This is a genomic window from Staphylococcus argensis, from assembly GCF_002902305.1.
Taxonomy (GTDB): Bacteria; Bacillota; Bacilli; order Staphylococcales; family Staphylococcaceae; genus Staphylococcus; species Staphylococcus argensis.
The window spans coordinates 69838-83690 of sequence record NZ_PPPX01000016.1 but is presented as its reverse complement, the minus strand read 5'-3'; the positions used below and the strand labels follow the sequence as shown (position 1 = coordinate 83690).

Below are 13853 nucleotides of genomic sequence, written 5' to 3'. Positions count from 1 at the left end.
TAATTATTATTAATACATTCCTAAAGTGTTCGTTAATATTAGGACAGATCCATAATATTAAACAGAATAAAGTATGATGATGAAAGACATGATTTAGAAAATTGCTGAATTCATTTTTTTATGTAGCCTCGACACGCTTGATGGATATAGACCACAACGAAAATCCATTCTTGGAGCTAAAATAGCGGCAAGAATTAGTTGAGTGTGGTCCCATAAGCAAGGGAGAGGAACTACATTAAAAATAATTTGGTTTTCGAATGAATTAAGTAGTTAATTTCTTCTCTTACCGTATATCTTTACTTTTACGAATCGTCATAGCAATCACTAAACCGATGACCATAAAGATCGTTATCATGAGTGCGACACCTGGCCAGTGGATGAGACCGTAGAAATAACCGGCGAGCGTACCACCCACGGAAGAGCCGATGTAATAGAACAGCAGATAAAGACTTGAGGCCTGTGCTTTATGATGTTCTGCACGACTCGCAACGACAGCACTCGCGATCGCATGACCGCTAAAGAATGCATAAATCGTGAAGGCGAGCCCAAGTATTTTAAAAATAATGAACGGAAGAAGGGTAATCCAAATTCCAACCATCAGTGCGATCAAGCTCAACTTCAATGCACGCAAAGTACCTAGTTTCGCACGTAGCTTGGCGTTCAACATGGAAGATAACATGCCGAGTAAGAAGAGCAGATAGATGAAACTGATTAACCCTTTGTGTACGTGATAAGGCGCAGATTCGAGTTCGAAACTAATGTAGTTGAATGCGGCTACGTTACATCCTAAGAGTAAGAACCCTAACATAAAGGGCTTGAGCAAACGTGGATTACGTAAATGTTGGCCATAGCTGCGTAAGAGTTCGCCGAGGTGGAAGCGCTGTTTCGTAAAGTTGCGTGAACTTGGCAAGAGAAAGATAAACAGCACTGCAGCAACTAAACTAATGACCCCGACTGCAATCATTCCCACTTTGTAGCCGAATAGACTGGCAATAAAACCAGTGAAGACGCGTCCGAAAGCACCGCCGAACGCATTCCCGCTAATGTAAGTTCCCATCGCTTGAGGTAAGCTGATTTCTGATATCTCCTCACCGATGTATGCCATCGCGATAGAAGGGAGACCTGCGAGACAAATACCTTGGATGAAACGGAGTGCTAGGAACACATTAAAGTTGTCGATAAACGGTTGCACTATAGCAAGTAGTGACACCGAGATGACGGAGAAGAACATGATCGGTTTCCGACCTACGACTTCCGAGATTGCTCCGAAGAATAACATCGCAACCGCGAGTGTGAGCGTCGCAATTGAGAGCGGTATACTCGCCCAAGTTTCATTAACGTGGAAATGTCTAGAGAATGCAGGAATGAGTGGTTGTACACTATATAAGATTGAGAAAATCGTGAATCCTGCGATAAACAGAGCGATGATGATATTAGTATATTCTTTTGATCCTTTTTGGATTTCTCCTGGACGGACGTCGCGCATGATTATCCCTCTTTTATTTCAATAGTTACTTTAAATAATTATATTGTAGCATAGCAAGACATGATTTTAAGCTATCTGCTTTTGACTGCCAGCTTTTTTAAAAGTATAAGTAGCCTCTTGCGAAGTGAGTGCAACAAAAGAAGGGAGCGAGACAGAAATCGATTTGATTTCGTAGTCTCACCCCCGCATGCCTGACTCGTATTTGAGAAAGCGTGAGTTATCTAAAGTACAGACAGCTACTGCGACAAGTATTTGTTAATATCTTTATCAGCAATTAAGTTCTCTTTAAATGAAAGTACTTCATATCTATTGCTTGTTCTTATTGTAATTTTTTAATGATGTTCCATACGTGTCGTCATTTCGATAATAGGTGTGACTTGAATAATCTTTATAGATTAATCATCTTCGTACTTTTTAAAGATTAGCGCAGCGTTGTGACCGCCGAAACCAAATGAGTTGGAAATACCTACGCGAAGTGGCAATTCACGGGCTTCGTTTGCTACGTAATCTAAATCACACTCAGGATCTTGGTTCTCCAAGTTGATTGTTGGAGGGACGATATCGTTCTGAATACTCATCGCAAGAGAGATGGCTTCTGCGCCACCTGCAGCACCGAGCATGTGGCCAAACATAGATTTGTTGGCAGTAATTGGTAAGTTGTATGCATGATCGCCTAAGAGTTGTTTCAAGGCTTTCGTTTCGGATACGTCGCCTACAGGTGTGCTTGTCGCATGCGCGTTAACGACATCGACTTCGGATGGATCGAGATTCGCACTTCTGAATGCTGCTTTCATTGCAAGGTAAGCCCCTTCGCCTTCAGGATGTGTTGCGACCATATGATATGCATCTGAGCTTGCACCGTAACCGACCATTTCTGCAAGGATATTCGCACCACGTGCTTTCGCATGAGAAAGGGATTCTAGGATAAGAATGCCGGCACCTTCAGCGATGACGAAACCGTCGCGATCCACATCGAATGGACGACTTGCACCTTGTGGGTCATCGTTACGAGTAGATAATGCACGGGCATTACCGAAACTTGCGAGTGAAATATCATTGATGGCTGATTCTGTACCACCCGCGAACATCGCATCAGCTTCACCAGAGCGGATGAGACGGAAAGCTTCACCGATTGAGTGGTTACCTGTCGCACACGCTGAAACAGGCGCCATTGAAGGTCCCATTGCTCCGAATTTAATTGTGATTTGTGCTGATGCGGCATTGGCCATCATAGAAGGCACGAGCGTTGGACTTACACGTCGAGGGCCTTTCTCTTGTAATTTCAAGAAGTTTTGGAATAGCGTTTCAAAGCCACCAATTCCTGAGCCAACGTAAGCACCAAGGCGCGCGGAATCAATGTTGTCAGAAGTGAGTCCTGATTGATCCCATGCTTGTTGAGCAGCAACTAAAGCGAATTGCACAAATTTGTCCATGCGACGTGCAGCTTTACGACCGAGTAGTGCTTCGCTATCAAAGTCACGAACGACGCCGCCGAATTTCACTTTATGATTGGAAGTATCCATCGTATCTATTTCAGAGATTCCAGACTTTCCGGCAATTAAATTATTCCAGAACGTATCTAAATCGTTACCTACTGGAGAAACCACACCCATGCCGGTGATTACAACTCTTTCCATAACCTATTCCTCCAAATTACTCTTTTATTATTATTGTAAAAAGCATACTATCCTATTACAATAGTTGGATTTATCATGGTATAATTACTAATAGGTAATAGGCTCAGCGTGAGCGAATGGTAAAAGTCAAATGTCGATGACTTTTAATATCACCACAGCGAGCTTCAATTGAGGTGCATACATAAATGGATGATCAGAAAAGATTAAATACACTGTCAGAGTTTCTCAAGATCAAGCGCGCACAAATTAAACCAGAATCGATCGGCTTGCCTCCAGGGAATCGTCGACGTACTCCAGGATTACGACGTGAAGAAGTGGCGAGATTATCAGGGGTAAGTACGACGTGGTACACGTGGTTGGAACAAGGTCGTGACATTAAAGTGTCACCCGAAGTGCTTGAAGCGGTAGCCAAGACGTTGCGTTTGAACCAAGATGAGAAAGACTATTTATATGATTTGGCGTATGAGAAGACGTCTGAGATTAAAGTTTGGAACGATCAACAGCCTGAAATTAGTCATTCGCTCAAACATATATTAGATGAGCTGACGTATTGCCCAAGTATTGTGACAGACCGACGTTGCTTTATCGTGGGCTGGAATGCGGCAGCTTCGCACGTCTTTATTGACTTTAATCAAATTCCTGCAGAAGAGCGTAATCTCATTCGTTTACTCTTTGCGCGGAAAGAGTTTAAAGCACTAGCGACGAATTGGGATCATTTCGTCAAAGGTTTCCTCGCCATCTTCCGCTCTTATTACGGTCACTATTTGGGCGATGAGTGGTACAACCAATTTATTGAAGAAATGAGTCAGACGTATCCAGAATTTAAGGCGTTATGGCAAGAGAGCCAAGTGAGTAAAGCGCCTGAAATGCAGATTGAATTTCGACACGTGAAAGCAGGTAAGATGTTATTCGATTTAACATCGATGCGCGTGCAAGGAGATGCTGATTTACGTTGTAGTATTTATACGCCTGTGTATGAGTCAGGTACGGAAGAGAAGTTGCGTAAATTAATGAAGAAAGTAGCTGACGAGTAGATGTCACTGTTTCATGTGAAACGTCGAAAGGCGATGTAGAGAGAAGTTCAGGAGAAGGAGTGAAGTGCGATGTTATATTCTGAATTGGTGGATGCTCCAGAGACGTTAACGGGACATATTGCCTTAGTTAAAGCGAATGATCCACATATGATGGAGGTCGTTCGAGTCATTTTAACCAAGACGCAGGCTGAGATATCCATTTACGATACTGAAAATGTGTCAGAATTGATCCAGCAGTTTCAGCTTGAAGATGAGGTGGATCAGCGATTACATATCTATCAAGCAGAGAACGAAGACGACATGTACGCGATGTGTGAAGCGCATCTTGAAGCGGGTCAAACGCAAATCTTGATGAAGGGGCATGTTATGACAGCGGATATCTTGAAATTCGTGTTACGACGAAAACATTTCATGCAAGACGCACGCTTTCTCAATCATGTGGCCTGTTTCGATATTTCGGGCTACAAGAAAGCGTTGTTGATGACGGACCCTGCGTTGAACGTCTCACCGTCTGTTGAAGATAGAATTAAAATGGTGAAACAACTGCATGCCTTTGCGCAACAACTGGGCTATACAGAGTTGAAAGTAGGTCTGCTATCTTCTATTGAAAAAGCGACGAAGAGTGTACCATCGTCTGTAGAAGCGGCAGAAATCAAAGATTATTTCACTGAACATTCTATGCCGCATCTTAAGGTGGACAGTCCGTTCGCTTTCGATAATGCGATGAGTGAAGAGAATGCGCGACGCAAAGGAATCCAATCCGAGGTTGCTGGCGATGTAGATGCATTAATCGTGTCGCAACTCGATGTAGGTAATGTGCTGTATAAATCACTGACGCAATTTGGCGGCGCTGAAACGATTGGCACAGTAGTCGGAGCGAAGTTCCCTATCGTGTTAACGTCACGTACAGATGACGTCCAAAGTAAATTCAATTCCGTCGTCCTTGCTTTGAAATTGCTGTAATTTAAGTTAGAAAGGTGTGAGAAGATGCGCTTAGTATTAGTCTTAAATTTAGGAAGTACTACCTCTAAATTCGCTTTATATGAGGATCGTGAGTGCGTTGTGAATGAAACGATTGCCCATGAGTTAGCGGTGACACAGTTGCCATTGACTGAGCAGGCACCGAAACGCCAAGCGACGATAGAGCGTAGGGTTGAAGAAGCTGGTTATCACTTTGAAGATGTAGATGCAATCGCGTGTCGTGGAGGATTAGTGAAGCCAATTGAAGGCGGAGTGTATCATGTAGATGCGCACTTATATGATGAACTTAAGGCCTTTAAGTATGGTATTCATGCCTCTAATTTAAGTGGGATGATGGGGTATCAACTCGCCCAGAAATTCAATATTCCAGTGTTTACGATTGATCCACCTGTGACCGATGAGTTGATGCCTATTGCTCGCATTACGGGTATTAAAGGTGTTGAGCGCATTAGTCGTTTTCACGCATTGAATCAGAAAGGCGTTGCACGCAAATATGCTGCACAAGTTGGTCAAGACTACCCAGATGTCAACGTCATTGTCGCACATATGGGTGGCGGTATTACGGTAGGCGCGCACGTTCACGGGAAAGTCATCGATGTGAATGAGGGCTTAGAGGGCGAAGGTGCCTTCAGTCCTGAACGTGCTGGTTCAATTCCGAATGATGCGTTATATCGCTACGGTTATGATCATGATATGACGCCCGAAGAGATGGATCACTTCTTGAGTAAAAAGACGGGGCTATTGTCGTTACTCGGTACGAATGATTTAACACAATTGAGCCAGCAATATGGTAAAGATACAGAGGTGACACGCATATTAGATGCGATGGCCTATCAAGTGGCGAAATTAATCGGCGAGCGAGCAGTGGCCTTCAAAGGAGCACCGATTGATCAAATTATTCTTACTGGCGGTATTGCTAATTCTAACGTAGTTACAGAGGGCATCCGTCAATACGTGGAATGGATTGCACCAGTTAGTGTATACGCAGGTGAGATGGAAATGGAAGCACTTGCTTCAGGTGTGTTTGATGTTCTCGAAGGTACAGTGGCGCCGAAATATTATAAGTGAATCAATCCTATTTTAAATAGAGATGAAAGTCCGTTCTTATAGCGCTTAATTGTTGCAAGCGCGAAAGAGTGGGCTTTTATTTTTTGTGCATTTATGTTTAACTCTTTTATTATAAAAGCAACACACAACTAAACAAAAATGTTTTCTTTAATTCTGGAGTTTTTAACAACTTTTAAAATAAGGAGCAAAATATATGTTATAATACGATATTGTTATATGATTTTGGAGTGTAAGAGGAGGAGACGGTGCATGTTTAGTAAACATAACAAAGCAGCAATCGGTATCGCACTCGCTTACTTGAGCTTTATCGTTGGTGCAGGGTTTACTACTGGACAAGAACTTGTTCAATTCTATATTAATCATGGTAACTACGCCTACATTGGGGCGATTATTACGGGGATTATCGTCACGTTTGGAACGCGTCAAATTTCGAAAGTCGGTTATCGAATCGATGCTGAGACGTATGATATGTCACTACATAGTCTTTTTGGTAAAAAGATCGGGACAATTCTAGATTATGTCATTATATTCTTCTTATTTGGTATTACCGTCATTATGATCGCAGGTGGTGGATCTGCGTTATACCAAGGTTTCGGTGTGCCGAAATGGATCGGTTCATTGGCGATTGTTATCTTATTATTTATCGTCTTACAACTACGTTTTAACAAGATCTTAAGTGTCTTAGGTTTCGTGACACCATTCCTAGTGATTGTGGTCTTAGTTATCGTAGGTTATAACATTATCAACCCAAGTATTCCATTCGATCAAGTTCACAAATATACTGATAGTTCTAAAGTATCCACACATTATTGGTGGTGGGATGCGATTGACTACGGTGGTTTAATCATCGCCAATAGTTTCAGTTTCTTAACGATTGTCGGCAGTGAAGCGATGAGTCACAAGACAGCACGTCGTGGTGCTTACATCGGCGGTTTTGTCTTTAGTTTCTTATTATTACTAATGGCAGCAGGTCTACTAGCTAATATTAAGACAGCGAACAGTGTCGACATTCCGACGTTATTATTAGCAGAGGAAATCCATCCATGGCTAAGCATCTTAATGTCAGCTGTCATGTTCGGTGTTATCTTCAATAGCTGTATCGGTATGCTTTATCCATTCTTAACACGTTTCACTGAGCATAAGACGATGAAATACTTCATCTTATTAACGATATCACTCATCGTTAGTTATGCATTGAGCTTCGTTGGATTCGTTCAACTCGTAAACTTCGTCTTCCCATTATTTGGTATCGTCGGTCTCATCATTGCCGTCGCGCTACTCATCAGATGGATTTACAACAAACGTGTTGAGAAGAAATTGATGTAGTTGAGGACTTTGAGCTGTTTGATAAAAGTGTTAGAGACAGGTTGCATTTTTCAATTTTAAAAGTCTAGTTTAGACTTATAAGAGAAAAGTATCGCAATAGTCATTAAACCCGTCGGAATCGGCGGGTTTAAAACTTTTAGTCAGATAAGAAATACAGAGGGTTGAAAACGACAAATCATGTATAAAAAAGTATTAAAACGGGCTAGCTCACAATAAACTTCCGTGTTATAGTGGGTAGGACAATATTTGAGATAGAAGGTGCTATGATGAAATCGAAGAAACAAGAAGCGGCAAGTAACATCGCCGTGTTTGATGCTGGCATCGGTAGTTACGCAGTCGTTGAACTCTTGCGTGAGTACTATCCGAAGCAGAACATCTTGTATTTCGCTGATCGTGCGCATTTTCCATATGGTGGTAAAAGCAAAGAAGAACTTAGACAAATCATGAAGACAACGATTGAATATCTACTCCAATACGAACCGAAAGCTATCATCGTTGCATCGAATGCACCTTCAGTCCTCGTGCTAGACGAAGTGAAAGAGGATTACGACATACCTATTTACGGTATCAAACCACCGATTAAAAAAGCCGTTGAAGTTTCAAAATCAGGACACATTGCAGTTCTAGGCGCTAAAGCACTCGTTGAAAGTGAGCGTATCCAGCACTATATCGACGAAGAGAAAGGTGAGAGCCAAGCGAAGATTAATACGATCGATGCGTCAGATGTCATCAAGTTAGTAGAATCAGGCGACTTCATTAACTATCCGGCTGAAGTGAAACAACATGTGAAAGAGTTTGTAGCTGACATCGTTGAACAAGATCCAGAAGTCGATACCTTTACGCTCTCATCAACGCATTTACCATGGGTACAGCCGTACTTGACTATCCTATATCCGCAGTATCAATTTCTCGATCCAGCCCGTCACATCATGGAGAATTTAAAACCTGTCGTGACGAAAGGTAAAGGGCGTGTCAAAGCCCTCGTAACAACTTGCGAAGATTATACGTTAGAGAACTTTGAAGATACACTCTCCAAACTCAACTTGAAGATGGAAGTTGAAGAAGTTGAAATGGACTGTGGAGAATAAGTTATGAGTGAGGCTATTATACTGAAGAATAAAAGTGGTATTTCTATAGAGAAAAGTGTATACTAAAGAAAAGGACGACATGCGGGAACATGTCGTCCAGTAAGCCCGTTAATAACGGTAGCTGTTGATGTTTAAAAATAAGCCATCCAACAACTAAAGTTGTGATGGCTTATTTTGCGTCCTTAAAGACATCGATCAGAAGTTGAATTGACATTAATAATATAACTGCCAATTCATAATCTGACATACTTGCTCTCCTTTCGGAAGTTACTGCCATAAATTTCATAGGCATCACCTTCCTTAATAGAATTCAGCCACCATCATCAACTTGCTTACAAGAAGTATTATACCATAGAGTTGCCTAAAATAGATATACAAATTTATTTTATTAAATTAGAATAATAAAAAATAATTTAGGAGTTTCACTAAGAATTTTTGAGTTTTTATAATTCTGTTTCTCGATTCTGCTCGTCACATCATGGAGAATTTGAAACACTTCGTGACGAAAGGTAAGGGCAGAGTTAAAGCCCTCGTAACAACTTGCGAAGATTATACGTTAGAGAACTTTGAAGACACACTCTCCAAACTTAACTTGAAGATGGAAGTCGAAAAAGTTGAAATGGACTGTGGAGAATAGAAGAAGTTATGAATTAGAGCCGTTAGACTGAAAATTAAAAGTAGTATTTTTAAAGTGAAAAGTGTATACTAAAGAAAAGGGCAACATGCGGGAACATGTCGTCCAGTAAGCCCGTTTATGACGGTGGCTAATAATGTGTTTAATAAGTCATCATTAACCAAAGTTATGATGGCTTATTTTTTGTCTTCAAAAACGTCAATCAGCAATCGAATCGACATTAAGATTATAACTGCCAATTCATAGTCTGACATACTTACTTTCCTTTCTAGGAAGTAAGAAGCTTCTAAAAACATAGGCTTCACCCCCTAATTGAAGTGCAGCCACCATCATTAACTTGCTTACAAGAAATATTATACCATTCGGTTGTCTAAAATGAATATACAAATTTATTTTATTAAATTAGAATAATAATAAATAATTCAGGGGTTGTGCTATGTTTTTTTTGGTTTTTATACTAGCATTATTTTAAGTTATGCAGTATAATTGAATCAAGGTGACATGTTAGAACATGTCACCCAGTTAAAGACGGTAGTTGTAATTACTTATCTAAAAAGCTATTACAACTAAAGTTATGATGATTTTTTATGCTTTAATTACTGTAATGATAGTTTATATTGTTGTTAAGAGTAACATCGAAAATTCAAAATCTGTCATACTTACTTTCCTTTCTAGGAGAGCGAGCTATTAAGAGCATAGGCATCACATTATTTGAGGTTTAGCTATTGTTACAGCATGAAGGGTTGAAACGTAAATCATATTTACGTTTCAGCTCTTTTTTTATACTATCAAATTCACTATAAGTAAGAACTAAAAATTTTTATCCCAAAAATAACGATATATCGTTGACACATTTCCGATATATCGTTTATAATTTCGATATATCGGAATAAAGAAAGGAAAGATAATATGTTTAGACATTTTTCAACTCACAGAAGACCAGGTATGATGAAGCATCAACCTCATGAACAATTTGGATTCGGAATGCCACGAAGAGGAAGAGACCGCTTTTTCAAAAAAGGGAATTTACAATACGTGATTCTAAAAATGCTTGGAGATGAGCCAAAACACGGTTATCAAATCATCAAGGAATTGGAAGAGCAATTTAAAGGATTCTATTCACCAAGTCCGGGGTCTGTGTATCCAATTCTACAAATGTTAGAGGATCGTGAATTTGTATCAACAGCGCGAGACGGCAAGAAAAAAGTTTATAAGATTACGGATGAAGGTCGCGAATTTCTCAAAGATAATCCAGAACAACATGAATTCGAAGAACGAATGAAAGCATTTAAAAATATGGACTTTGAAGCGATGCAAGAGATGAGACAACAACTTCAAGGTTTGTTTAAACAGTTTATGATGACTGGTAAAGAAGCACTACAGGATGATGAGAAGAAAGCAGATTTCGAACAATTGATTAAAGAAACACAGGAGAAATTAAATCAGTTCTCAGACAAAGAGTAAGATGTAATGTTCAAGAAAGGATAGTGTGTTGATGAATATTAAAGATATAAAAGAAGTAGCAATTATTGGAGGAGGTCCGGGCGGCTTGATGCTCGGATTGCTCTTACAACAACGTGACATTCCGTTTACGATTTATGAGAAAGGAACGCAAGATGTAAATGCAGACCGAGGAGGTTCACTTGATATCCATGACGATAGTGGACAACTCGCATTACAACAAGCTGGCATTCAAGAGGACTTCCATCGGTTAGCACGATTTGACGGTGAAGATACGAAAGTCGTGGGTAAAGACGGAACAGTTTACTATACTGAAGTCGTTGATGAAGATGAACTTGGTGGACGTCCTGAAATCGACCGTGGCGAATTGTGCGATCTCATTTTACAACATATAGATGATACGCACATACAATATCACTATCAGTTTGAAAGCATGGAAACGTTAGATAGTGGTCGCCGTCGCGTGCATTTTACCAATGGTGAGACAACAGATGCAGATCTCGTCGTGGGTGTCGATGGCGCTTTCTCTAAAGTGAGACCGTATCTCTCAACTCAGGAGATTGAATACACAGGCATTTCCATGGTTGAGTTAAACGTGGTAGATGTGGAGCACGAACATCCAGAACTGCTTGCCTATAATCAGCGTGGTAAAATGATGGCACTCGGTGGCGATCGTGCATTGCTCGCACAACTAAACGGCGATGGGCGTATTAAAGTATACGTGTCCTATCGCATGGAACAGGCGAAGTTGGATGAGTATAAAGCGATGTCCATTGCAGACTTGAAAGCACAAGTGGAACACGATTTCGCTGATTGGGCACCTGAACTTCAGCGTTATATTACAGAGGCAGGAGATGACATCTTGCTGCGTCGTATTTACCGTCTACCGATTGGCTTCAAGTGGCAAACGCAAGGGGACGTGACACTCTTAGGCGATGCCGCACACTTGATGAGTCCTTTCGCAGGTGAAGGAGTGAACGCTGCACTTTACGATGCATACCTCTTTGATCAAGCGTTAGCAGAGGCAGATGAATTGGGTGACGTTGTTCGTCAATACGAAGAGGCAATGTATGCAGCTTCCGCTCAAAGTGCCCAAGAATCCCAAGATAACTTAGAATTAATGTTCTCTGAAAGTGCAGCAGAGAAGATGGGTGATTTCTTCAAGTCCGTCTTAGATGATACAGAAGATTAAATTGCGATAGATGTTTTTGTAGATAAAATGAATACAAAAGAGTAAAGCCGTTCCTAGATAGCTTAGGGGCGGTTTATATATGTATCTGTTTTTTTATTATCTAGAAAATAAAATACTTTGTAAATCGTTCAATTATTATGAACATGTATTTAGACTATCAACCAAATAATAATTTAAACGGAGTATTACATTTAAACTCAAATACAGGTTGGCCAGTCGAATTTAACAATATGTCTTGTTATTATGTATACAAAGCCTTACCCTAATATGAGGATGAGGCATTAACATTATCTAAATGTTTTAACTCTATGTAGTTTACCACTACCATGGGAATATTGAGGTAACTGTAATGGAAGTATAATTTTAGATGACGTTTTCATAGTACCAGAACCTACACCTTTTTTATACGCTTGATAAACAATTTTTGAACAGTAAGTTGGATGTACTTCGTTACGCTTGTTATTTATCTGATAATGCCATTTATGTCCAACGATGTTTTTACGTGACCATTTAGCCGCTTTTTTTCCTGCAGATTTCTTTTTTGGACGATACATTTTAATGTAGGAATGATGTTTAGTATAACGTTTTTTGAACCATTTTAAACTATGCGTTGCTGGGTGAGCCTTAGGCCCCGCTATATGTACAAGTTTTTTACTACTTATAGCAATTGCAGCATGTCCAGGTAGATGAAAGCTTCCTGAGGTGCCGTTTGAGATAAGAACATCTCCTGCTCTCATATGGTATTTACTTTTACTATAAGTGTCTACAGCAGGCTCCTTTCTCATTTTCTGGTCTTCTTTATAAGCTTCTTGTTTTAATTCTTCCCATTGTTTACGTGAAACTGAGGGATCTAGAGCATCTTCTCTAACAAGTTGATCATAATCCGAGGTATTGTATTGACTTTTTCCTAGATTATCCTCAGCATGGGTCGTGTTCGACGCACTTGATAATGTGAAAGCTAACGTAAAAACAAAACAAAAAAGAAAAAATAAAAACTTTTTCATTTTAATTCTCCTTTCATAATTAAAATTGAAACATTTATATGTTACATTAATAAAGATAAAATTAAAGGGTTTTTGGTAAAAAATAAAAGGAGTATTTTATTATGAATAATTTAAAATTAATTATCTTTTGTATTCTTTTAGTTTTACCTATTGACTATATTCTCATTATTTCTTATTACTACGATGCTTTACCCGTTTATTTTATTGTCGAAGTTATTATTGGTATCATCGTAGGTATCTATGTAAAGTATCTAAAAATCTTATCGAAAATACTAATTGCTAAAATCGTAGGTATTATTATATCTTATTTTCTCGTGTCCTTTTCCCTTAAAAGTACTGAAGATGTTATAGTTGCTTTTGCGCCATTAACTCCTGAACAACACACGTTTGTACTAGGTTTTATATTTTTAATAACGACGATAATTGTAATGGGCATTAAATATATTTTTACTTCAAAAAATAATTCGACAAGATAAGGGTGCTACAATAAATTAGGCTTGGAAGTAAAAATGAATTTACTTCCAAGCCCAGTTTTCTTTAATATCCAGTATTTTTCGTTAGGAAAAAATACTCTATTACTCGAAACAATCTAATTAAACCTCACACCACTAAAAGTAAGGATAGGAGAGTGTGTTGGTTGTGGTTACATAGCACTTAGAATTATAGGAAAGTATTAGCAAATCTAGATACTATTGCAACACAAGTAAAAGGTGGGAGTAGGCGAGACTCTTGAGGGATTAAAGGTCACAGCGAAAATCCAGTAATAACGCACAACAAGCGTTATTACTTAGTTGAGCGTGACCCCCTAAGAACGCGAGCCGTTTCACCCACCCAATACGCAGTATTGCAAATTAGTAGAAAACACTATCATCCAACTATTGCAAATTAGTAGAAGACACTATCATCCAACTATTGCAAATTAGTACGATACACTCGCTTCTT

At 39.6% G+C, this 13853-nt stretch carries 12 protein-coding genes; 9 read left to right on the top strand and 3 right to left on the bottom strand.

Features of this window, described 5'->3' with window-relative positions; genetic code table 11:
• Positions 1-283: 283 nt before the first annotated feature.
• Positions 284-1486 carry an MFS transporter gene (locus tag CD039_RS09340; RefSeq protein ID WP_103372082.1) on the bottom strand — a complete coding sequence of 401 codons (1203 nt, stop codon included), beginning with the start codon at positions 1484-1486 and terminating at the stop codon, positions 284-286.
• 395 nt (positions 1487-1881) lie between these two features.
• On the bottom strand, positions 1882-3123 hold the full coding sequence (gene fabF / locus CD039_RS09335) for a beta-ketoacyl-ACP synthase II (protein WP_103372081.1): 1242 nt from the start codon (positions 3121-3123) through the stop codon (positions 1882-1884).
• Between the two features lie 185 nt (positions 3124-3308).
• Here fabF and CD039_RS09330 point away from each other — a divergent pair, with 185 nt between their 5' ends.
• The 8 genes from CD039_RS09330 to CD039_RS09300 all read left to right on the top strand — a co-directional run bounded on the left by CD039_RS09330 (position 3309) and on the right by CD039_RS09300 (position 11907).
• A complete protein-coding gene (locus CD039_RS09330; protein ID WP_070503695.1) occupies positions 3309-4157 on the top strand; it encodes a helix-turn-helix transcriptional regulator in 849 nt (282 codons plus the stop codon).
• A gap of 69 nt (positions 4158-4226) precedes the next feature.
• Positions 4227-5120: a phosphate acyltransferase gene (locus CD039_RS09325; protein ID WP_103372080.1), complete on the top strand. Its 894-nt coding sequence runs from the start codon at positions 4227-4229 to the stop codon at positions 5118-5120.
• Positions 5121-5144: 24 nt separating this feature from the next.
• Positions 5145-6206 carry a butyrate kinase gene (buk, locus tag CD039_RS09320; RefSeq protein ID WP_103372079.1) on the top strand — a complete coding sequence of 354 codons (1062 nt, stop codon included), beginning with the start codon at positions 5145-5147 and terminating at the stop codon, positions 6204-6206.
• Positions 6207-6455: 249 nt separating this feature from the next.
• Positions 6456-7532, top strand: coding sequence for a YkvI family membrane protein (locus tag CD039_RS09315; RefSeq protein ID WP_103372078.1), 1077 nt, complete (start codon positions 6456-6458; stop codon positions 7530-7532).
• A gap of 266 nt (positions 7533-7798) precedes the next feature.
• Positions 7799-8620 carry a glutamate racemase gene (locus CD039_RS09310; RefSeq protein ID WP_002472805.1) on the top strand — a complete coding sequence of 274 codons (822 nt, stop codon included), beginning with the start codon at positions 7799-7801 and terminating at the stop codon, positions 8618-8620.
• Positions 8621-9119: 499 nt separating this feature from the next.
• Positions 9120-9257, top strand: a complete 138-nt coding sequence (locus CD039_RS11900) for a hypothetical protein (RefSeq protein ID WP_167386251.1) — start codon at positions 9120-9122, stop codon at positions 9255-9257.
• Between the two features lie 942 nt (positions 9258-10199).
• Positions 10200-10718 carry a PadR family transcriptional regulator gene (locus CD039_RS09305; RefSeq protein ID WP_240595125.1) on the top strand — a complete coding sequence of 173 codons (519 nt, stop codon included), beginning with the start codon at positions 10200-10202 and terminating at the stop codon, positions 10716-10718.
• Between the two features lie 31 nt (positions 10719-10749).
• Positions 10750-11907 carry an FAD-dependent oxidoreductase gene (locus tag CD039_RS09300; RefSeq protein ID WP_103372076.1) on the top strand — a complete coding sequence of 386 codons (1158 nt, stop codon included), beginning with the start codon at positions 10750-10752 and terminating at the stop codon, positions 11905-11907.
• Positions 11908-12194: 287 nt separating this feature from the next.
• On the opposite strand, the gene CD039_RS09295 is transcribed toward CD039_RS09300, so the two are convergent.
• A complete protein-coding gene (locus CD039_RS09295; protein ID WP_103372075.1) occupies positions 12195-12911 on the bottom strand; it encodes a YiiX/YebB-like N1pC/P60 family cysteine hydrolase in 717 nt (238 codons plus the stop codon).
• Positions 12912-13012: 101 nt separating this feature from the next.
• Here CD039_RS09295 and CD039_RS09290 point away from each other — a divergent pair, with 101 nt between their 5' ends.
• Positions 13013-13387 carry a hypothetical protein gene (locus CD039_RS09290; protein ID WP_103372074.1) on the top strand — a complete coding sequence of 125 codons (375 nt, stop codon included), beginning with the start codon at positions 13013-13015 and terminating at the stop codon, positions 13385-13387.
• The last annotated feature ends 466 nt before the right edge of the window (positions 13388-13853 follow it).